Source organism: Mesorhizobium newzealandense (genome assembly GCF_042682145.1).
Taxonomy (GTDB): Bacteria; Pseudomonadota; Alphaproteobacteria; order Rhizobiales; family Rhizobiaceae; genus Mesorhizobium; species Mesorhizobium newzealandense.
In genome coordinates, this window is the sequence record NZ_JBHUGZ010000001.1 from 79,631 (window position 1) to 100,205 (window position 20,575).

19 protein-coding genes and 3 pseudogenes are annotated in these 20,575 nt (G+C 64.1%); 11 read left to right on the forward strand and 11 right to left on the reverse strand.

All coding sequences use genetic code 11. The features are described 5' to 3' along the window. Positions 1 to 30: 30 nt before the first annotated feature. The 6 genes and pseudogenes from ACFSOZ_RS00360 to ACFSOZ_RS00385 form a co-directional block, all read right to left on the reverse strand. Positions 31 to 1,290, reverse strand: coding sequence for an ABC transporter substrate-binding protein (locus tag ACFSOZ_RS00360; RefSeq protein WP_379092116.1), 1,260 nt, complete (start codon positions 1,288 to 1,290; stop codon positions 31 to 33). Positions 1,291 to 1,397: 107 nt separating this feature from the next. Then, positions 1,398 to 1,826, reverse strand: a complete 429-nt coding sequence (locus tag ACFSOZ_RS00365; protein WP_379092119.1) for a DUF4440 domain-containing protein — start codon at positions 1,824 to 1,826, stop codon at positions 1,398 to 1,400. Then, positions 1,823 to 2,879 (reverse strand): annotated as a pseudogene (locus tag ACFSOZ_RS00370) (aldo/keto reductase). Before ACFSOZ_RS00370 ends, ACFSOZ_RS00365 begins: the two are co-directional and overlap by 4 nt. Continuing rightward, complete coding sequence (locus ACFSOZ_RS00375) at positions 2,876 to 3,229, reverse strand: TIGR04076 family protein (protein WP_379092122.1); 354 nt, start codon at positions 3,227 to 3,229, stop codon at positions 2,876 to 2,878. Before ACFSOZ_RS00375 ends, ACFSOZ_RS00370 begins: the two are co-directional and overlap by 4 nt. Before the next feature lies 1 nt (position 3,230). Then, positions 3,231 to 3,713, reverse strand: a complete 483-nt coding sequence (locus ACFSOZ_RS00380; RefSeq protein ID WP_379092125.1) for a DUF3830 family protein — start codon at positions 3,711 to 3,713, stop codon at positions 3,231 to 3,233. Next, positions 3,710 to 4,444, reverse strand: a complete 735-nt coding sequence (locus ACFSOZ_RS00385) for a GntR family transcriptional regulator (RefSeq protein WP_379092128.1) — start codon at positions 4,442 to 4,444, stop codon at positions 3,710 to 3,712. The genes ACFSOZ_RS00380 and ACFSOZ_RS00385 overlap by 4 nt, the downstream gene beginning before the upstream one ends. 126 nt (positions 4,445 to 4,570) lie before the next feature. Here ACFSOZ_RS00385 and ACFSOZ_RS00390 point away from each other — a divergent pair, with 126 nt between their 5' ends. Genes ACFSOZ_RS00390 through ACFSOZ_RS00410 form a run of 5 tightly spaced genes read left to right on the forward strand, consistent with a single transcriptional unit; the run spans position 4,571 to position 9,321 of the window. Beyond that, on the forward strand, positions 4,571 to 5,371 hold the full coding sequence (locus ACFSOZ_RS00390; protein WP_379092131.1) for an ABC transporter ATP-binding protein: 801 nt from the start codon (positions 4,571 to 4,573) through the stop codon (positions 5,369 to 5,371). Continuing rightward, positions 5,368 to 6,135, forward strand: a complete 768-nt coding sequence (locus ACFSOZ_RS00395) for a branched-chain amino acid ABC transporter ATP-binding protein (RefSeq protein ID WP_379092134.1) — start codon at positions 5,368 to 5,370, stop codon at positions 6,133 to 6,135. The genes ACFSOZ_RS00390 and ACFSOZ_RS00395 overlap by 4 nt, the downstream gene beginning before the upstream one ends. Beyond that, entirely contained in the window at positions 6,132 to 7,040 is a 909-nt protein-coding gene (locus ACFSOZ_RS00400) for a branched-chain amino acid ABC transporter permease (RefSeq protein WP_379092137.1), read from the forward strand. Before ACFSOZ_RS00395 ends, ACFSOZ_RS00400 begins: the two co-directional genes overlap by 4 nt. Continuing rightward, positions 7,037 to 8,020 (forward strand): branched-chain amino acid ABC transporter permease, encoded by a 984-nt coding sequence (locus ACFSOZ_RS00405; RefSeq protein ID WP_379093763.1) that lies wholly within the window; start codon positions 7,037 to 7,039, stop codon positions 8,018 to 8,020. The genes ACFSOZ_RS00400 and ACFSOZ_RS00405 overlap by 4 nt, the downstream gene beginning before the upstream one ends. Continuing rightward, on the forward strand, positions 8,017 to 9,321 hold the full coding sequence (locus ACFSOZ_RS00410; RefSeq protein WP_379092140.1) for an NAD(P)/FAD-dependent oxidoreductase: 1,305 nt from the start codon (positions 8,017 to 8,019) through the stop codon (positions 9,319 to 9,321). Before ACFSOZ_RS00405 ends, ACFSOZ_RS00410 begins: the two co-directional genes overlap by 4 nt. Positions 9,322 to 9,453: 132 nt before the next feature. On the opposite strand, the gene ACFSOZ_RS00415 is transcribed toward ACFSOZ_RS00410, so the two are convergent. Together ACFSOZ_RS00415 and ACFSOZ_RS00420 are read right to left on the reverse strand one after the other, a co-directional pair. Then, positions 9,454 to 10,770, reverse strand: a complete 1,317-nt coding sequence (locus ACFSOZ_RS00415) for an aspartate aminotransferase family protein (protein WP_379092143.1) — start codon at positions 10,768 to 10,770, stop codon at positions 9,454 to 9,456. Positions 10,771 to 10,921: 151 nt separating this feature from the next. After that, positions 10,922 to 11,794 carry a LysR family transcriptional regulator gene (locus tag ACFSOZ_RS00420; RefSeq protein ID WP_379092146.1) on the reverse strand — a complete coding sequence of 291 codons (873 nt, stop codon included), beginning with the start codon at positions 11,792 to 11,794 and terminating at the stop codon, positions 10,922 to 10,924. A gap of 101 nt (positions 11,795 to 11,895) precedes the next feature. Between ACFSOZ_RS00420 and ACFSOZ_RS00425 the strand changes: the two are divergent. The 3 genes and pseudogenes from ACFSOZ_RS00425 (at position 11,896) to ACFSOZ_RS00435 (ending at position 14,504) form a co-directional block, all read left to right on the forward strand. Next, a pseudogene (locus ACFSOZ_RS00425) lies at positions 11,896 to 12,877 on the forward strand (zinc-dependent alcohol dehydrogenase family protein). A 250-nt stretch (positions 12,878 to 13,127) separates the two neighbouring features. Then, the gene (locus tag ACFSOZ_RS00430; protein ID WP_379093766.1) at positions 13,128 to 13,427 is read left to right on the forward strand and encodes a TFIIB-type zinc ribbon-containing protein; all 300 of its coding nucleotides are present in this window, start codon (positions 13,128 to 13,130) and stop codon (positions 13,425 to 13,427) included. Positions 13,428 to 13,502: 75 nt separating this feature from the next. Further along, complete coding sequence (locus ACFSOZ_RS00435; protein WP_379092149.1) at positions 13,503 to 14,504, forward strand: Tim44 domain-containing protein; 1,002 nt, start codon at positions 13,503 to 13,505, stop codon at positions 14,502 to 14,504. 49 nt (positions 14,505 to 14,553) lie between these two features. Here the strand turns inward: ACFSOZ_RS00435 and ACFSOZ_RS00440 are convergent. Next, positions 14,554 to 15,731: pseudogene (locus tag ACFSOZ_RS00440) on the reverse strand (lactonase family protein). Positions 15,732 to 15,848: 117 nt separating this feature from the next. On the opposite strand from ACFSOZ_RS00440, the gene ACFSOZ_RS00445 reads away from it, so the two are divergent. Genes ACFSOZ_RS00445 through ACFSOZ_RS00455 form a run of 3 tightly spaced genes read left to right on the forward strand, consistent with a single transcriptional unit; the run spans position 15,849 to position 18,720 of the window. Next, positions 15,849 to 16,400: a MaoC family dehydratase gene (locus ACFSOZ_RS00445; protein WP_379092152.1), complete on the forward strand. Its 552-nt coding sequence runs from the start codon at positions 15,849 to 15,851 to the stop codon at positions 16,398 to 16,400. Between the two features lie 2 nt (positions 16,401 to 16,402). Further along, positions 16,403 to 17,563 carry a CaiB/BaiF CoA transferase family protein gene (locus ACFSOZ_RS00450; protein ID WP_379092155.1) on the forward strand — a complete coding sequence of 387 codons (1,161 nt, stop codon included), beginning with the start codon at positions 16,403 to 16,405 and terminating at the stop codon, positions 17,561 to 17,563. Beyond that, on the forward strand, positions 17,560 to 18,720 hold the full coding sequence (locus ACFSOZ_RS00455; protein WP_379092157.1) for an extracellular solute-binding protein: 1,161 nt from the start codon (positions 17,560 to 17,562) through the stop codon (positions 18,718 to 18,720). Before ACFSOZ_RS00450 ends, ACFSOZ_RS00455 begins: the two co-directional genes overlap by 4 nt. Before the next feature lie 10 nt (positions 18,721 to 18,730). On the opposite strand, the gene ACFSOZ_RS00460 is transcribed toward ACFSOZ_RS00455, so the two are convergent. Together ACFSOZ_RS00460 and ACFSOZ_RS00465 are read right to left on the reverse strand one after the other, a co-directional pair. Then, a complete protein-coding gene (locus ACFSOZ_RS00460) occupies positions 18,731 to 19,570 on the reverse strand; it encodes an amidohydrolase family protein (protein WP_379092160.1) in 840 nt (279 codons plus the stop codon). A 64-nt stretch (positions 19,571 to 19,634) separates the two neighbouring features. Next, positions 19,635 to 20,420 (reverse strand): IclR family transcriptional regulator, encoded by a 786-nt coding sequence (locus ACFSOZ_RS00465; protein ID WP_378923386.1) that lies wholly within the window; start codon positions 20,418 to 20,420, stop codon positions 19,635 to 19,637. Between the last annotated feature and the right edge of the window lie 155 nt (positions 20,421 to 20,575).

Genomic DNA, 20,575 nt, shown 5'->3' on the forward strand with positions numbered 1-20,575 from the left:
GATGGATCGACGCCGGACAACAGGGCCGTCTTACTGAAGTTTGGCCTGCAGCGCGTTGACGTCGTCGGTGGTCATTTCACCGTCGGTCGTCACCTTGCCGTCGACGATTTTCCACAACCGGAACGGGCCGGTAACGTCGCCATATTTGTCGAAGGCGACCGGGCCGATGACCCCTTCGTAGCGGATCGGCTTGCCGTCCTTGATCAGGCCGAGTGCCTTGGCGAACTCGTCCTTGCCGGCAAAGATCGGCGCACCGGCTGGGTCGACCGCCTTGTACATCGCATCCTTGATCTTGGCCGGATCCTCGGAGCCGGCAATGGCGATGGCCAGCCCGACGATGGCGCCGGCATCATAGGAACGGTCGGCCGCCGGATTGGATGGCTCGATGCCGGAGAATTCCTTGTAGTTCTTGGTAAAATACTCCGTCGAGGCGGTCGGGCTGGTGCCCGACGACGTGCCATAGGCTTCCTTCAGATAATCGGCGCCGACAGACTCGATGAAGTCCGGGCTGTTCATGCCGTCATTGAGCAGGAATTTCTGCACGCCGCCTTGCGAAATCCAGGTGCGGGCAACCGTTGCGCCGTCGACGGGGGTGCTGACGAGGTAGAGCCCGTCCGGTTCGCCGGCCATCGCCGCCGTCACTTCCGAAGCGTAGCTCGACTGCTTTTCGTTGTAGGGCGTGTCGGAGACGATGGTGCCGCCGAGCGCTTTGTAGGCGCGCGAGAACTCGGCCACCATGTTGACGCCGAAGTCGTTGTTGACATGGATGATCGACAGCTTCTTGAAGCCCTTGTCGACGGCGTATTTGGCGGCGGCGACGCCCTGCAGCGCATCCGAGGTGATGGTGCGGAAGAAGATGCCATTGGTCTTGCCGTCGCGGCCGAGCGCCGTCAGCGTCGGCGAGGACGAAGCCGGCGACACCTGGACGATCTTTGCCGGTGCCGTGACCGAGGTCAGGATCGGGATCGACACCGACGAGATGATGCCGCCGATGATGACCGGCACCTTCTTGACCTGCACGAGCTGGGTCGCGGCGTCGACCGCGATGTTGCCCTGGCTCTGGCTATCGCGCGTGTCGGTCGCGAGATCGCAGCCGCGCACGCCGCCAGCGGCGTTGATGTCGCGGAAGGCCATCTCGACCGACTTGGCGCCGGCCTGGCCATATTCGCCCGCCGGTCCGGTCAGTTCCATGACGAGGCCGACGGTGATCTTGCAATCGGCGGCTTGCGCGGCACCTGCCATCGTCACGAGAGCGAGCGCGGTGGTGAGTTGGAGTATCGTCTTTCTCATTGTTGTTCCCCTTTGAGCTACACGAACTGGATTACTTGTGTCTTTGTTCAAGCATCGGATTTGCCCAAAAACCGCTTCGCACTTTTTGGTCCGATGCTCTGGCCTGTTCAGCCTTCCGGCACCTGCAGCCAGGTTTCATGCAGATGTCGCCATAGGACGCCGTTGGGCGCCGATGAACTGGTGGTGAAAACGGCACTGGATTGGCGGCGGCTGTGTTTGCCGCCGCGCAGCTGCGCCTCGATGTAGAGGATGACGATCGTGTCGGCGTTCTGCCAGCCGGGCTGGATGTCCTCGATCGAGATGGTGAAGCCGTCGTCGCAAGTGGCGCGGCTGGTGCGGACATGATCGACGACTGCGTCGCGATCGAGGGTCTGGCCGTCCGGCGCGACCATGGCGAAGCCTTCGCCCATGACACGCTCGAAGCGATTGAAGTCCACTGTGTTGGCCCGCGCGGCGACGAACCAGTCGACGAAGAAGCGATGCAGGTCGACGACTTCGGCGCTGGCGCGTGAAAAGAGAGAGGGCTCGCCGCTCATTGTTTCCCCGCGTTCAGATTGTAATGCATGATCGAGCCGTGGCGGCCGTGGCGGTCGCGCTCCAGCGTGTAGACATCCCCTTCGAGACTGGTGCCCTGCGCGATGACGGTGGCGATCCGCGCCCGGTCCTCGGCATCGAGCGCAACCTCCATGATGCCGGCGTTGGCAATGGCATGCGCCTGGTTGCGGGCGCCGACGATGACGGCCGCCACTTGCGGCTGTTCGAGCACCCAGGCACTGGCGATGGTGGCGATGTCGACGCCGTGGCGGTCGCCGACGGCCTTCAGGGCCTGGAGCAGTTGCTGGAACAGGTCCCAGCCGCCAAAGTCATCGATGATCAGCTTGTATTTGACCAGCGAGCGGTTTTCGAGCGGCGTGGCTGGCTCGGCCACACCAAGCCATCTGTCGCTGAGGAAGCCGCCGGCGACGGATCCGTAGCAAAGGAAGCTGACGCCGTTTTTTCGCGGCAAGTGCGGCAAGGCTGTTGCCCGGCCGCTGGTCGAGCACCGAATATTGCAGTTGCTGGCTGACCAGCGGGATGCCGGCAGCGAGGATTTCGGCCAGCCGCGGCGTGTCGAAATTGGTGGTGCCGAGATTGCGCACCTTGCCCTCAAGCCGAAGCTCGTTCAGCCAGCCCATCGCCTCGACATAGCGAGGCTGCGCATAGTCCCACCAGTGGAACTGTACGAGATCGAGCCGCTCGGTCTTCAGCCGGCGCAGCGACTGGTCGACGATGCCCCTGATGTAGTCGCGGCTGATGCCTGCCAGCCGTTCGAGGTCGGGCACCAGCTTGGTGTGCACTTTCATCCTGGCGGCAACGTCGAGGCCGCGCTCGCTGGCCAGCCGCAGACGCGCGGCACCGATCAGCTCCTCGACGCCGGTGTAGATGTCGGCGCAATCATAGGTCCAGATGCCGGCATCGAAGGTGGCGATCAGGTCGGCCACCGCCTGCTGGCGGTCGATGGCGCCATGCCCGCCGGCCAGTTGCCAGCCGCCGCGAATGACGCGCGAGATCGTGTAGCCGGGGCCGAGTTCGAAGGTCTTGGCACTCATTTGTCGTCGTTCTCCTTCGGCAGCGGCACGGCCGTGGTCTCGGCATGGCTGAACAGCCGCTTGGCCCCTCTGACGATCCTCAGCCGGCTGCCGCAATGGGGATCGGGACAAGCGATCTCGGCGTCCGAGGTCATCCAGTCATTCGGGTGGGTGGGGCGCTGCTTGGCGGCCAGCAGGGGCAACACGGCCGATATCGAATAGATCGAAAAACCCTGACCGGCCGGCATCGACAGCATCTCGCCTTTCAGCTCGAAATAGTCGCCGGCCTTGGCGCCGCAATAGATCGGCTTGCCCTCCGGGATGACCGCCTCGACGCGAAGATCGAAGAGCTCGAAACTGTCGTCGGCCATTTCAGGCCTCCACCAGGCTGAAGGTGACGTCGCAGGCGCCATTGCGGCGGATCACGCCGCAAGCGGCGGCGAACCGGTCGCGCTCTTCGGCGCGCACTTGCGCCACCACACTGCCAGCGAGCCAGCCGATCGGGAACAAGAGCCGCGCGCCCTGCCCGTAATAGAGACCGATGTCGAAGATCGCATTGGGATTGCCACCCCACATGCGCGGCGGCACATAGGACAGTACGATGTCGCCCGGCTGCGGTGTCAGCGTCGCGTTCTCGGCCGGCAAGGGCCTGGCATAGGCCTGCCCCTCGAGATCGGCAGCGGGAACCGGACAGGAGATTTCCGGCCCCGTCCACATCGCATGGATGCCCGGGACGACGCGTGGCACCCTAAGATATGCCGAGAGGAAGGCCGCGTTCTCCGGCGCCTTCTCGGGCAGCAACAGCGCCGTCACGGATAGCTTTGAGCGCGGCTCGGTGATCCTGATGGCGGTCATGTCTGGTCTTTCGCGGCGGCGGATTGCAGCTTGTTGCGCAGGAAGGTGAAGGGGCGGCTGATGTCGGCAACCAGCGATTCCCGCGCTGCCTGCGCATCCTGCGTGGCCAGCGCGGTGACGATGCGCCGGTGATACTGGGCGGTGTCGACCTCGCCGGCTTCCGAGAAGGCATAGATGGCGACACGGATGCAGGGGCCCGATTGCAGCCACAGGCTCTCTATCATCGGGATCAGCACGGCCGAGCCGCAGGAGTGGTAGATCTCGAAGTGAAAGCTCTGGTTGAGCGTCACTTCGCGATCGACATCCTTCTTGTGCTTCAGCGCCCGCATCTCGTCCCATTCGCCGAGAATGGTTTCGATGGTGGCGATCTGGCGCGGCCCCATGCGTGCGGCGGCCAGCGCGATGGCCTCGCCTTCGATCAGGATGCGGGCACGCAAGAGATCGTCGAGGCGCTCCAGCGTGATCGGCGGCACCCGCACCGAACGGTTAGGCAGCGCCTCCAGCGCCTTTTCCGTGATCAGCCGGCCGAGCGCCTCGCGCACCGGCATGGTCGACGTGACCAGCGCATCGGCGAGCCCACGGATGGTCAGCACCTGGCTCGGCTCGAACAGGCCGCCGATCAGGGCGCGCCGCAATTCCGAATAGACGCGATCCTGCACGGTTTCGCGGCCGACCGGCGCAAGCTGCGCCGCGATCGCCTCATTGTTCTTTTCGATGGCAGCCTTTTGCATGGATTTCCGTTCTTGGCGGTTTTCGGCTTGCAGAGGAAATTAAAGCCGAATAGCGTGATCAAAGCAAGTGTGATCACAAATCAAAAATCAGGAGACGTCGACGATCGTCTTCGGCCAGAGGGTTTGATGAGCGAGGCAGCGGAACAGCAGGGGCAGGAGACCCGTGCGGCGGTTCTGACGGCAAGGAACGTCGTCAGGCGGTTCGGCGGCCTCGTCGCAGTCAACGATGTCTCGTTTGATGTCAGGGCGGGAGAAATCCTCGGCCTGATCGGGCCGAATGGCGCCGGCAAGACGACGATGTTCGATCTGCTCGCCGGCAGCATCCTGCCGACCAGCGGCGAGATCCTTCTCAACGGCTCGCGCGTTTCGGGTGAAGCCGCGCATCTGCGCATCGGCCGTGGCCTCGGCCGCACCTTCCAGATCCCACGCCCGCTGCCCAATCTGACGCTGATCGAAAACATCATGCTGGCGGCGCAGGGTCAGGCCGGCGAAAGACTGCTCGCCAACTTCGTCACGCCATGGCGGGTAGCGGCGCAGGAGAGAGCCGCCAGGACCAAGGCGCTCGATTTGCTGGAGCTCGTCACCCTCACTCACCTTGCGCATGAGCCGGCGCGCGTGCTTTCCGGCGGCCAGCGCAAGCTGCTCGAACTCGCCCGCGTCATGATGGCCGATCCGGCGATCATCCTGCTCGACGAGCCGGCAGCCGGCGTCAACGCGACGCTGCTCGAAGTCATCATCGACCGCATCCGCGACATCAACGCGCGCGGCATCACCTTCCTGCTGATCGAGCACAACATCGACATGGTGACGCGGCTCTGCCATCGCGTCCTCGTCATGGCCAGCGGCCAGTTGCTCAGCGAAGGCACGGCGGAACAGGTCGCCCGCGACCCGCGCGTCATCGAGGCCTATCTCGGAGGCACAGCATGAGCGAGACCGTTCTCGATGTCCGTAATCTCGAGGCCGGCTACGAGCCGGGCGTACCGATCGTGCGCGGCGCCTCGATCACCGTCGGCAAGGGCGAGATCGTCGTCGTGCTCGGCCCTAATGGCGCCGGCAAGTCGAGCTTCATCAAGGCGATCGCCGGCCTCGTCCCGATCACCGGCGGCAAGGTGTTTCTGGACGGCAAGGACATCACTGCCGCACCGGCCCACACCATGGTGCGTCTCGGTCTTGCCTTCGTGCCGCAGACCGAAAACATCTTCCCGCTGATGTCGGTCGAAGACAATCTCAAGGTTGCCTGCGGCATCCTCGAGCGGCGCGAAATCCCTGCCCGCATCGAGGAGATGTACGCCGCCTTCCCCGACCTCGTCCGCCAGCGCCGCACCGCCGCCGGCAACCTGTCGGGCGGCCAGCGGCAGATGCTCGCCGTCGCGCGGGCGCTGATCGTCCATCCCAAGGTGCTGGTGCTGGACGAGCCGTCGGCCGGCCTGTCGCCGAAATTCGTGTCGATGGTGTTCGAGATGCTGGCCGGCATCCGCAAGTCCGGCGTCACCATCCTGCTGGTCGAACAGAACGCCAAGGCAGCGCTCGCCATCGGCGACCGCGCCTATGTGCTGGTCGAAGGCAAGGACCGGCACGAGGGCGTCGCTTCAGAACTGTGGAACGACCCGGTGGTTGCCGAACTCTATCTTGGGCAGCGCCCCCTCAAGGCGGCAGAAACGTCGCGCGCTGGGAAGGGAGACGCGGCATGAGCCTGCAATTTATCGTCGACGGACTTTTGACCGGCTCGATGATCGGCCTCGGCGCCATCGGCGTGACGCTCACCTATTCGATCCTGCGCTTCTCCAACTTCGCCCATGGCGACTTCATGGCCTGGGGCACCTATGCGACGCTGGCCGTCGTCAGCGCCATCGGCGCGACTTTCGGCAAGGTTGCGCCGATCGCGCCGTTGTCCTTCGGCTGGCCGCTGATTGTCGCACTGATCGTCGGCATGGCATTCACCGCGTTGCTGGCATTGCTGCTCGACAAGGTGCTGTTCGCGCGGCTGCGCTCGCAGGGCCAGGCGATCATCGTGGTTATGGCGAGCTTCGGTGCCTCGATGGCGCTGAGGAGCCTGCTCGAATTCACCTTCACCTCGCGGCCGACCTATTTCAGCCGGGCGATCCAGATCGCTATGCCGGTCGGCTTCGGCATCCGCATCACGCCCGACCAGATCGCCTTGTTGCTGCTGACCGCTGTGCTGGTGCTCGGTGTGCATCTGTTGATGACGCGCACGCAAACCGGCCGCTCGATGCAGGCCCTGAGTCAGAACGCGGCACTGGCCCGCATCGTCGGCATCGACGTCGCCAGTGTGGTGCGCGTCACCTGGGTCATTGGTGGGGCGCTGGCCTGCGTCGCCGGCGTGATGATCGGCATTCTGGTGCAGATCCGCCCGTTCATGGGCTTCGACATGCTGCTGCCGATGTTTGCCGCCGCCATTCTCGGCGGCATCGGCAGCATTCCCGGCGCCGTGCTCGGTGGCCTGATCATCGGGCTCGCCGAGGCCGGCGCGGTGCAGCTGATCGGTGCCGAATGGCGCGCCGCCGTCTCCTTCATCATCCTGATGGCGGTGCTGTTCGTGCGGCCGATCGGCCTGTTTGGTGTGAGGGAACGCTGATGGATCTGCTCGGCTACGGCGCCTTCTTCCTGACCACCGCGCTGATCTTTTCGCTGGTCACGCTGGGGCTCAATCTGCAATGGGGACTGACCGGCCTGTTCAATGTCGGCCTCGCCGGCTTCGTCGCCATCGGCGCCTACACCTCGGCGCTGCTGACCACCCCTGACGATGCCGCGCGGCTCGGCGGCTTCGGCCTGCCGATCCTTATCGGCTGGCTCGGCGCCATGGTCGTCGGCGGCATCGCCGCAGCACTGACCGGCATGGCGACACTGCGGCTCAGATCCGACTATCTGGCAATCACCACCTTCGGTGTCGCCGTCGTCGTGCAACTGGTCGCGCTCAACGCGCAGAGGCTGACCGGCGGCCCGTTCGGCATCGGCTTCATCCCGCGCCCCTTCGGCAGCCTCGCCGAGACACCGCTGCTGTTCAACCTGTCCAACCTTGCCGTCGTCTCGGTGGTGACGCTGGTTGCCTATCTCGCCTTGGAGCACCTGTCGCGCAGCCCTTGGGGGCGGGTGCTGAAGGCGCTGCGCGAGGATGAGCGGGCGGCGATCTCTCTGGGCAAGAGCGCGCGTTTCTATCGCGTCCAGGCCTTTGCTGTCGGTGGCGCAATCATGGCGCTGGCCGGCGCGCTGCAGGCGCATTTCACCGGCTTCATCGCGCCGGACAATTACCTGCCGATCCTGACCTTCCAGGTCTGGGTGATGCTGATCGTCGGCGGCTCGGGCAGCAATCTCGGCGCCGTCATCGGCAGCATCCTGGTCTGGGCGATTTGGGCCGGATCGGGCACGTTGACCAGCGTGCTGTTTCCGCCGGAACAACAGGCCCGCGCTGCCGCCCTGCAGATCGCCGCCATCGGCGTCATGCTCTGCGTCATCCTGCTGATCCGACCGAACGGCTTGTTCGGCGACAGGCCGCGGCGGCCATGGTTTGGCAAGCGGGCGAAGATCGCTGCGGCCAAGAGCAATTCCCAGTCATGAATGCCGTGGTCAGGCAGGAGGCGCATGGCGCTTCGCTCTGGCATGCCATCAGCCGCAACCGCCGTGACCGGCCGGCGTTGCAAGGCGGGCTTGATGTCGATCTCGCCATTGTCGGCGGCGGCTTTTCCGGCCTATCGACAGCGCTGCACGCCACCGGCAAAGGTCTCTCCGTTGCCGTTCTCGAAGCCGAGATCATCGCCTGGGGCGCGACCGGCAGGAATGCCGGCTTCATCGTGCCGAACTTCGCCAAGATGGACCCGGTCAACATACTGGCCCATCTCGGACCCGAGCGTGGCGAAAGGCTGATCGATTTCGCTGCCGGCAGCGCCGATCTGGTCTTCGGTCTGATCCGCCGGCACGGCATCGATTGCGATGCCGTGCAGAGCGGCTGGATCCAGCCGGCGCATTCGCCCGCCGCGTTCGAGAAGGTCAAATCCCGCGCCGGGCAATGGGCGCAGCGCGGCCGGCCGGCCGTCACCTTGAACCGGCAGGAGGTCGAAGCACTGACCGGTGCCAAGGGCTATGTCGGCGGCTGGATGGACCGTTCGGGCGGCGTGCTCAATCCGGTCGAATACGCGCGTGGGCTGGCCGATGCGGCCGAGAAGGCCGGCGCGCGTATCTTCGAACAGACGCGCGTCACCTCGGTCGATCGCACGGCGGATGGCTGGGCGTTGAAAACGCCATCGGGCTCGGTACGCGCCGGCAAGGTGCTGATCGCCACCAACGCCTATGGCAGGTCGCTCAATCCGTTGCTGCAACGAACCTATTTTCCGCTGAGGGTTTTCCAGATCGCCACCGCGCCACTGCCGCGCGAAATCCGCGCGCGTCTCTTGCCCGGCGGGCAAGGCGTCGGCGACACCAGGCGCAATCTCTTCACCTTCCGCTTCGACGCCGAGAACCGGCTGATCAGCGGCGGCATGCATATCCTTGGCGCCGGCGCCGAGACACGCGTACCGCAGGCGATCTGGCGACGGCTTGGCCGGCATCTCGATCTGCCTGACCTGCCGCCGCTTGCCTATGGCTGGTCGGGAATGGCCGCGGTCGAGCCGGATTTCCTGCCGCACCTCCTGGACCTTGGGCCGGGGCTCGTCGCCGGTCGCGCCTGCAACGGGCGCGGCATTGCCATGACGACGGCAATGGGCAAGGTGCTGGCGGACTGGGCTGCTGGAACCGATGCCCGTGATCTGCCGCTACCGTTCGCGCTGCCGGCACCGATCCCGTTCCATGGCTTGCTTCGGCATGCGCCCAATATGCTGCTCGGCTGGAGCATGCTGCGCGACCAGTTGGACGAGACGAGATAGGTCAATCACGACTGGTCGTGCAGGGAATCACGCTGAGCATGCCGGCGCGCCGGCATGCTGGTAAATGGCGAAGTGGAAGGCCTCGTTTAGCGTGAGATAGGCCCTGGCGTCGCCCGCCTCGATGGCGTTCGATCACCAGTTCGACAGCGCGCGATCGAGCGTCTCGGCCAGTTGCTCGGCATTGTCCCTGGCAAAAGGCAGAGGCGGCCTGATCTTCAGCACATTGCGGCGTGGACCGCAGGAGGAGATCAGCACACCGTCTTCGCGCATGGCTTCGACAACCGCCGATGTCTTGGTGGCGGCCAGTGCCTCGTCGCCCTCCGCCATCAACTCGACGCCGAAATAAAGGCCGTTGTGCCTGACATCGGCAACCATGCCGTGCCGGGTCTTCAGCGTGCGCAGCAGGTCAGCCGTATAGGCGCCAACCATGCGCGCATTCTCGATCAGCCCCTCGCCCTCGATCACCTCGAGAACGGCGATGCCGACGGCGGCCGCAACCGGATTGCCGCCAAACGTGTTGAAATAGCCGGTGTTCGAGCCGAAGGAGGCGACAAGCTGCGGCCGCACGATCACCGCGCCCATCGGATGCCCATCGCCGATCGGCTTGCCCATCGTGATGATGTCAGGCTCGATGCCATAGTTGGCGAAACCCCACATGCCCTGGCCGAGCCGGCCAAAGCCGGACTGGACCTCATCGGCAATGACGATGCCGCCGGCTCTTCTGACGTGATCCGCCGCCTCGCGCATCACCGCCGCATCGGGAAAGAAAATGCCGTCGCTGGAAAAGGCCGAGTCGAGAAGCAGAGCCGCCGGACGGATATTGCCCGCCCGCATGTCTTCAATGGCGGCGGCGACATTCTTGGCAAAATCGCGCCCGGCGCGGCCACGGTCGCGGAACGTGTCCGGCGCTGCGACAGTGCGGTGATGTGCGGGCACGGCTTTCGTCCCAACCGCGGCCGGCGACAATTGCGCCGTCGCGATCGTGGCGCCGTGATAGGCGAAGTCGGTGATGATCACCCCGGTGCCACCGCTGGAATGCTGGGCGATGCGAATGGCGAGGTCATTGGCCTCGCTGCCGGTACAGGTGAACATGGCGTGGCCGAGATGGGGCGGACACGTGCCGAGAAGTTTCTCCGCGTAGTCGAGGATGATCTCGCTGAGATAGCGTGTATGGGTGTTCAGCGTGGCGGCCTGCCCCGACAGCGCCTCTACGACGCGCGGATGGCAGTGGCCGATTGAGGCGACATTGTTGTAGGCGTCGAGGAATTTCCGGCCCTGGGCATCGTAGAGCCAGACGCCGCTGCCGCGCACCAGATGGATCGGGTTGCGGTAGAAGGCGCGATAGGTCGGCCCAAGCAGCCTGGCGCGGCGCTCGAGCAGGGCGCGCTGCTGTGCCGAAGTGCTGGCATCGGCAAAGGCATTTGCAGGCGAGGACTGAGACACGAGCATCTACTCCGGATTGGAATGGTCGAGAAATAGCCGACGGCATCGGCTATGAGATCGTCAAGGGATTTCGGCGTCATCGCACCGGTAACACCTTACTGCAAACTGTAGCGGAAAAAGCCTGAGCCGCGCAGACGTCCGACGGCGACGCTTGCCGTCAGCCCATCGATTTCGGCAAGGCAGCCGCCAGTGCATCGACGGCCAGCCGCACCTTCAACGGCAGATGCGGCGTCTGCAGCCAAAGCGCGTAACAGTCGTAGAGATATCGCGGCTCATGCGGCAGCAGCGCCACCAGCGCGCCGGCCTGGATGCGCTCGCGAACCAGCCAGTAGGGCAGCCACGCAAGGCCCATGCCTTCGACCGCAGCATCGGCGATGGCATCGAGATCGTCGAGCCGCAGCCTGCCGGCCGGCACGATCTCCTGCGCTGCTTGTCCCTCGCGCGCAAACAGCCACGGCTGAACGATCTGGCCAAGCCGGCGGTAGACGATGGCATGGTGGTTGGCGAGATCCTCGATCCGCCGCGGTTCGCCATGGCGTTGGAGATAAGTGGGCGCCGCGCAGACGACCATGCCCTGCCGGGCGACGCGACGCGCGATCACCCCAGCCTTGTCGTCCAGGACACCGGTGCGGATGGCGAAGCGGTCGCTGAGCGACAGATCGAGTTCGAGCATCGGATATTGCCGTGCCAGTCGCAGCAGCACGGGGGTCACGCAGTGGCGGCCGAAATGCGCCGGCATGGTGACGCGCAGTTTCCCCCGTGGTTCTGAAAACTGGTCGGCGGCGAGCGCGTCGGCGGCATCGGCTTCGGCCAGCACGATCCGGCAGCGTTCATAGTAGGCACGTCCGAAGTCGGTCAGGCTCTGCCGGCGCGTGGTCCGGTTGAGCAGCCGCACGCCCAGCCGCTCCTCGAGAAACCGCACATGCTTGCCGACCATCGGCCCGGACAGATCGAGCGCGATCGCCGCGGCCGCGAACGAGCCAAGGTCGACCGCCCTGACGAACACGGCCATGCTCTCAAGCCGATCCATATTCGGAACTCCTGGTTTCTGCTGTTCTGTCTGTACAGCCATTTATCGCCGGGATTCCTGGCTGCATAGCTCATTCGGTTCAGGTAATTTGGAGTTTCCGAATGGCACGTGTAGTTCGCTTTCACCAGCATGGTGGACCCGAGGTTCTCCGTATCGAGGACGTCGAGCTTCCCCGGCCGGGTCCAGGCGAAATTCAAATCCGCGTCAAGGCGCTCGGCCTCAATCGCGCCGAGGCGTTGTTGCGCGCGGGCGCCTATATCGAGACCCCGACGCTGCCCTCAAGGCTCGGCCTCGAAGCGGCTGGTATCATCGAGGCGGTTGGCAAAGGCGTGAAGGACTTTGCGCCAGGCGACAGCGTCAGTGTCATCCCGCCGCAGTCGATGATCCGCTGGCCCGCCTATGGCGACCTATCCCGCCCGGCTCGTGGTCAAGCACCCTTCGTCGCTCGACTGGCCAACGGCGGCGGCCACATGGATGCAATATCTCACCGCCTATGGAGCGCTGATCGATATCGCCAGGCTGCACGCCGGAGATGCTGTCGTCATCACCGCTGCATCAAGCAGTGTCGGGCTTGCCGCGATCCAGGTCGCCAACAGGGTTGGTGCGACCGCGACTGCGGTGACGCGAACATCGGCGAAGAGGCAGGCCCTGCTTGATGCCGGCGCGGCTTTTGTCGTGGTTTTGGCGGAGGAGCATCTGGCCACACGGCTGAACGAGATCGCCGGGCCGCAGGGCGTGCGTGTCGTGCTCGATCCGATCGGCGGGCCGATCTTCGAGCCGCTGACATCGGCGATGTCACCGGGCGGCATTCTCATCGAGTATGGTGGCTTGAGCCGCGAGCCGACGCCGTTCCCGCTGTCCGCCGTACTGGCCAAGACGCTGACGCTGCGCGGCTACCTCGTCCACGAGATCACCGGCGATCCTGCGAAGCTGGAAGCCGCAAAGGCATTCATCCTCGAAGGCCTGGAGGCCCGAGCGCTGAAGCCGATCATCGACAGAACCTTCCCGTTCGACCAGATCGTCGAGGCGCATCGCTATCTGGAATCGAACGAGCAGTTCGGCAAGATCGTCGTTACGGTCTGAGCAACCCCCGTCATCAGTTCAGGCACCGGACCGCCACGCTCAGACATGACCGAAGCCTGCGATGGCGAACAAATCATTCTTGCAGGCAACATCACCCTTGAAGGCGCGGCTCTGCGTTCCTAATTGTCTGGTGCGGGCCGGGCCCCTCTGACTGTCGCTTTTGGCGATTGTGATGTCGGACCGCTATAACGGGCCCGTTTCCATCCTTTTCGGTCAAGCGGGCTCATTCCTTTTCGGTTCGGAGCCCCGCATGACATCTTCCCTCCTTGGTTTGGTTTGCCCCTCCTGCCGCGTCGCGCTCGTAATGAGCGAACGCCAGGGTATCGAGATCGATTACTGTCCGCAGTGCCGCGGCGTCTGGCTTGATCGAGGCGAACTCGACAAGATAATCGAGCGTTCCGGCAGGGAAGCGGCGCCCGCGCCGCAGCCACAGCCGGCAGCGTTCACCCAGCCGCAACATGGCCAGGGCGGCGGCGGCGATTATTCCCGTTCGCAGGGTCACCGCTATCCGAAGCGGAAGAAATCATTCTTCGAAGAGTTGTTCGATTGACCGCATGACGCCCGGTTACCCGGGCCGGCGATTGCTGAAATTTTCCGAAACCACATCGATAAAGGTTCATCCCCGATGATTTCTCGCACGAGCCGATTTGCCGCCCTCTTTGCAGGCCTGTTCCTTGCATTCTCGATGGTCGCGATGGATCATGCCGAGGCTCGCCGCGGCGGCAGTTTCGGCAGCCGTGGCACGCGTACGTTCCAAGCGGCACCGCCGACCAGAACCGCACCAGCGCCGACTGCACCGGTCGAGCGTTCGATGACGCCCAACACCGGCGTGAACACTGCGGCCCGGCAACCGCAGGCCGGCCTGCAGCGGCCCGGCTTCATGAGCGGCTTCGGTGGAACAATGATGCGCGGCCTGCTGCTCGGCGGCCTGATCGGCCTGCTCGTGGGCCAGGGCTTCGGCGGCTTGGCCGGCATGTTCGGTTTCTTGCTTCAGGCCCTGCTCATAGGTGGCGCAATCATGCTGGCTATTCGCTTCTTCCGGTCGCAGTCCGCGCGTGGTCCTGCCCTCGCCGGTGCCGGCAATGCCCAAGCTTCCAATGCCCAAGTTTCGAGATTTGAGAACCGCGCAACGGCAGAGCCGCAGACGGACACTCAACGCTCCTTCACAATTCCCGGCTTTGGCGGCAGTTCGGATGGAGGCTCCCCGGCCACCGGTTCTGAGGAGATCACGCTGGCCCAGACCGACCTCGACGCATTCCAGCAGCTGTTAACCGATGTCCAGGAAGCATTCGGGCGCGAAGACCATGCCGCTCTGCGCCGGGCGGTGACGCCTGAGATGGTGTCCTATCTGTCCGAAGAGCTGGCCGAAAATGCCCAGAAAGGTCTCAGGAACGAGGTAACGGACGTCACCTTGCTGCAGGCCGACATCGCCGAAAGTTGGCGCGAGGATGACCGCGACTACGCCACGGCCGCATTGCGCTACGAGTCTCGTGACGTGACGCGCGAACGGGCCAGCGGCAAGGTCGTCGAGGGCGACGATGATCATCCGACAGAGACGACCGAGCTGTGGACATTCATGCGTGAGAGTGGCTCGAACTGGAAGCTGTCGGCAATACAACAGGCTTGAGCCCCGGTCGGTTTTGTCCGAGGCTTCGAGGCAGATCAGTTGCGCGCGCTCAACGCACGATCTTGACACACATCGGCGTGCCGATCTCGATGGCCTGTCCGGTGTCGGCCAGCATGCCGCTTTCGGCGTCGCGGGCAAAGATCGAGATGCGGTCGGCATTCTGGTTGGCCGAGAACAGGTGACCACCTGACGGCGTCAGCGCCAGGTTGCGCGGTGTCGCACCGCCGCAAGGCACATAGCCGACAAGGCTCAGCCTACCGGTCTGCTGGTCGACCGCCATGATGACCACGCTGTCGTGGCCACGGTTGGAGCCGTAGACAAAACGGCCGTCCGGCGAGATCTGGATATCGGCGCAGTGGTTGCTGTCGCGCGCCTGCGCCGGCACCGCCGGCCTGGCATCGATGATCGTGAGCTTGCCGCTGGCTTCGTCCAGCGCCATCGACAGAACCGTCGAATCCAGCTCGTTCATGACAAAGACGAAGCGACCGTTCGGGTGCAAGGCGAGATGGCGCGGACCAGCGCCTGGCGGCAAAGTGGATTCGGCTGATTTGCTCAAGCTGCCATCGCGCCCGATCCGGTAGGACACCAGCCGGTCGATGCCGAGGTCGGCGACGATGGCTGTTCCCCCAGCGATGGTTTCGGTGACGCTGTGGGCGTGCGAGCGTTCCTGACGTGCCGCGTTGGGGCCCGTGCCTTTATGTGAAACGCTGGCCAGCCGCGCCGACAGTGCGCCGTTCTTCTCGAAGCCATAGACCGCCACCGCGCGGTCCGGGCCGCCCTCGCCCATGCCGTAATTGGCGACCAGCAGCTTCGTCCCGTCGCGGTGATGGTGTTGTGCGCGGTGATGCTGCCCAGCGAAGGCTGCTTGTTCAAATAGGTAAGCGCGGCCGAAGCGCGATCGAAGCTGTAGGCGCAGACGGTTCCCTCGCGCCAGGTGAAGACTTCCGAATTGGCATAGACGTGTGTGCCGTGCGGCGTCACCGACAGGAATGTCGGATTGTCGACGTCATTGGTCTCGGCCAGTTTTTGCACTTCAAGCGTCGTTTCGTCGAAGCTGTAGACACCGAGACCGACGCCGCGCGCGCCCTGAAAATAGGGCGCCTCACGGTTCAGGCTGCCGACAAAGACCAGACAGGCATTGCGCATGATTTCTTCCCCTGCCCGCCAGCGCTTCGGCGCGCGGAACCGCCAAAATTTCGCCTGTTCACGCTTGCAACGCAACCCCATATGTGAAAATACTATTTACAAAAGAAGATTGGCGGGAGGAGACGTCGTGCTTTCAGGCGCTTTGATGCGTGTTCAGACAGTCGTGCCGTACCTCGCGCACGGCTGGCGGATCCAGCCATGAACGACTTCGCGCCCACTGTCGGCGTCGCCTCGACGTATCCCAACAATATGCCTGAAGAACACGCCGCCCTGCCGGTGTGGAACGCCGAAAACTGGTTCTACGAGGACTGGCCCGTCGGCCAGAAAATCCGCTCGCTGCGGCGCACCATGGCGGAAGGCGACAGCCACCTTTTCAACACTTTGGTGCTCGACATCCACCCCTATGTGCAGGACCAGATGTTTGCCGAGACCGAAGGCATTTTCGGCAAGCGGCTGATCGCCGGCGCCTTCGTCTTTTCGGCCGGTCTCGGGCTGGTCGCCACCAATTGCATCAACGCCTTTTCCTATGGCTACGACAAACTCCGTTTCATAAAGCCTGTCTTCATTGGTGACACGATCTATTCGATCCGCTCCAACCTGGACAAGAAGCCCCGCTACAAGGAGATGGGGCTGATCCGCGCCAGCTACGAGGTGTTCAAGGGCGAAGGCGAGCTCGTTCTCTATTGCGAACATCTGCAGACGGTGAAGTACCGCAACCCGGCCGACTTTGTCGGCAAGACGGAGAAATAGCGATGCCGGCAGCAGCCGAATTGCCACTCGCCAGTCTCGTCGTCGTCGACCTGAGCCAGTTCCTGTCCGGGCCTTATTGCTCGCTCAGGCTGCTCGATCTCGGCGCCCGCGTCATCAAGATCGAGCGTCCGGATGGCGGCGACCTGTCGCGCCGGCTCTACCTCAGCGATACCGAGATCGGCGGCGATTCCACCATCTTCCATGCCATCAACCGGGCCAAGGAAAGTTTTGCTATCGACCTCAAGAACGAGGATGACCTCAAGGCGTTGCGGGCTCTTCTGGCCAAGGCCGACGTACTGATCCAGAATTTCCGGCCGGGCGTCATCGAGCGGCTGGGTCTCGATTACGAGGCCGTCCGCAAGATCAACCCGCGGCTCGTCTATGCCTCGATCAGCGGCTATGGCGAGGACGGCCCATGGGTCAAGCGGCCGGGCCAGGATCTGCTGGCCCAGTCGCGCTCCGGCGTGATGTGGCTGAACGGCGACGAGGACCAGGGGCCGGTACCGTTCGGCCTTGCCATCGGCGACATGCTGGCGGGCGCGGCCTGCGCGCAAGGCATCCTGGCGGCGCTGGTGCGGCGCGGCATCACTGGCCAGGGAAGCCATATCGAAACCAGCCTGCTGGAAGCGCTTGTCGATTTCCAGTTCGAGGTGCTGACCACGCATCTCAATGATGGCCGCCGCTTGCCCAGGCGCTCCAACTTCCGCAGCGCGCACGCCTATCTGTCGGCGCCCTATGGCGTCTATCCGGCCAAGGACGGCTATCTCGCTATCGCCATGACGCCGATCCCCAAACTGGCCGACCTGCTGTCGCTCAGCGAACTGGCGCCCTATCGCGACAAACCGGCATCGTGGTTCACCGCGCGCGACGACATCAAGGCGATCATCGCGCAAAGGATCGCCACCAGGACCATTGACGAGTGGCTTGATATCCTCGAGCCGGCCGATATCTGGTGCGCCAAGGTGCTGACCTGGCCGGAAATGCTGGCAAGCGAGGGGTTTCAGTCGCTCGACATGCTGCAGACGGTGACGCGCGAGGACGACGTGTCGATCCTGACCACGAGTTCGCCGCTCAGGGTCGATGGTATCAGGGCCAAGGTCGACCGGGCAGCGCCGCGCATCGGCGAGCACAGCGCGGCAATCCGCGAGGAGTTCGGGCTGTGAGCGTGCCCACCCTCAGGGGCATGACCTGGAGCCATCCGCGTGGCTACGATCCGATGGTCGCCTGCTCGTCCCTATGGAAGCAGAAGACCGGCGTTGCGATCGAATGGGACAAGCGCTCACTGCAGGATTTCGAGTCCTTCCCGGTCGAGGAACTGGCGCGGACCTATGACCTCATCGTCATCGACCATCCGCATGTCGGTCAGATCACGGCGGAGGGCTGCCTTGAGCCGCTGGATGTCGCCGGCCGCGAGGCGGAACGCGCGGCGCTTGCCTCGGGCAGCGTCGGCCAATCCTATCCGAGCTACAGTTGGCAAGGTCGGCAATGGGCCTTCCCGATCGATGCGGCCAGCCAAGTCCAGGCATGGCGGCCGGATGCGCTCGGTGCACCGCCATCGCACTGGAGCGACGTGCTCGATCTCGCCCGGCAAGGACGCGTGCTGTTGCCGTTGCGGCCGCCCCATTCCCTGATGACGTTTTACACGTTGGCCGGCAATCTCGGCCATCCCTGCGCCGCCGATCCGTCCCGCGATCTCATTGACATCGAGATCGGATGCGAAGTCTTCGAAACGATGTGCGAGATCGCGGCGCTAGTCGACCCAGCCTGCTTCGAGATGGATCCGATCGCCGTTTTTGAACGCATGGCGGCCCCGGATTCCAGGATCGTCTGCACGCCGCTAATCTATGGCTACGTCTCCTATGCGGTAGCGGGCTTTCGCGCGCATCGCCTAGCCTTCACCGATATTCCGATGATCGGTTCCACAGGCCCTGTCGGTTCGGCACTTGGAGGCACCGGCATAGCGGTGTCAGCCTTTTCCAAGGCGAAAGATGCCGCGATTGACTTCGCCCATTGGATCGCCAGCGGCGATGTCCAGCGAGGTCCCTATGCCGCCGTGGGCGGTCAACCCGGCCATGCTGCGGCCTGGGAAGATCGGGCGGTCAACGCCGCGACTGGCAACTTCTACAGCAATACGCGCGCGACGCTTGAAGGTGCATGGGTGCGGCCGCGCCATGACGGCTATATGGCGTTCCAGCAGGCGGCGTCCGATCGCATCGTTTGCGGCATGATCTCCGGGCACCAGGCCGCCCAGGTTGTTGCCGATCTCAATCGCCTGTTCCGGGAGAGTTTTCCGGCGCCCGGTGCTGCAGGTGGAGCGTGAACAGGCTCGGCTAGTCGAGCCGCCACAGCTTGCGGGCATTCGCGGACAACAGCCTGTCGCGTTCATCGACGCTGGAACCGGCAAGCAGCGCATGGGTCGCCGCCACCCAGGTCGACAGGCCGCCGCCGAGCGTGCAGACCGGCCAGTCGCTGCCCCAGACGACGCCGTCCCAGCCGAACGCACCGATGGTGTGTTCGACATAGGGCCGCAGCGTATCAGCCGTCCAGCTGCCGGGGTCGGCATAGGCAACGACACCGGAAATCTTGGCCATCACGTTCGGACGCCGCGCAATCTCGCTCATGTGTTCGCGCCATGGATGCTCGCCATTGCCCTTGATGTCGGGGACGCCGCAATGGTCGAGGACGAATTGGACGTCGGGCGCCAGGTCGGCAAGTGCGATCGCCTTGGGAATCTGGTGCGGCAGCACGACGAGATCGAAAGTCAGGCCGGTGCCGCCAAGCCGCTTGATGTTGTCACGAAACAGCGCGCCTTCCGAGAGATCGTCGGGCACGACATGGAGGACGCGGCGGAACCCTTTGACGAAGGGATTTGTTCGCTGCCGTTCGAGATAGGCTGCAAAATCTGCCTCTTCCGGCCGGCAGGATGCGATCACTCCGGCCAGCATGCTGCCGGGCTGCCGCGACAGTCCCTCGACACGCGTGGTCTCGGCCTCGATGTCGGCGGGATCGACATCGACCTCCATATGCAGCACGCGTTCGACGCCGACGCGGTGCGCCGCCACGGCGTATTCGTCGTAGGAAAAATCGCGGTCGAGTGCCGGCACACCGGCAAGCCAGGGATAGCGCAGCACCGAACGATCGATGAGATGCAGATGGGTGTCGATGATCATGGTGGCCCCTCCTCCGGGCTTTTTCAAATCATCTCACAGAGGAATTCTTCATTCAAATAAGAATTTACGTGGATGAGCCGACGGCCGATCCGGCCAGGTGCGACAGCTTTTCGGCCGTGACCAGCAGCAGTTCGATGGTCCTGGTGATGTCAGGCGCGGAGGGCGCGTTGACAACGGTGATGTAGGGAATCGACAGCGCCGCGATCGCCTTGCCATCGGAACTGCGCACCGGCGCCGACAGGTTGAAGACACCGGCGGTCTGCATTGAGGCCATCATCTCGTAGCCACGGTCGCGGATCTGGTCGAGCCGGGCGAAGAACTCGGCCGATTGCGCCGTCTTGTCGGTGCTGCGGACATGTTCGGAAATCATCATCTGCCGCTCTTCCTGCGAACGGAAGGCCAGCAAAACATGTCCCGAGCCGGTGTCGAACAGGCTGATGTGGGAGCCGACCCGGATCGAGATGCCCCAGTAATTCGGCGCCTCCTGCTGACCGATCACGACGGCGGAACCGCGATCAAAAACAACGAGTTGGTTGGCCTGCTGCGACGTCTCGGCGAGTTCGCGCATCAGCGGTGTGGCATAGGAAACCAGCCGCCGCACCGGGGCGTGCAGTTGCGCCAGGCCGAAGAGCTTCAGCGTCAGCGAATAGCGGTCGCCATCCAGCCTGGTGACGTAGCCGCGCCGCACCAGCCGGTCCAGCATGCGGTAGAACTCGTTCGGGCTGCGGTCGAGTTTCTTGGCGATTTCGGCCTGCGTCAGGCCGCCGTCGACGCCGGCCAGCAGTTCGAGGATGTCGAGCCCCTTGTCGAGCGCCGGCGCGCGATAGCGCTCGTCTTCGCTGTCGTCCATGGCTCATCTCTCCAGTGAATTCGATTCTTCATATACGCAGGAATGCGGTCGACGGAAACAAATTTCGCCTTGACGTATCCATGAATGTTTTGTTTGTATATGAATGTAGCACTTCTTGTCATCAGACGGGTTGCGGTCGCCGCTGAGGCGCACCA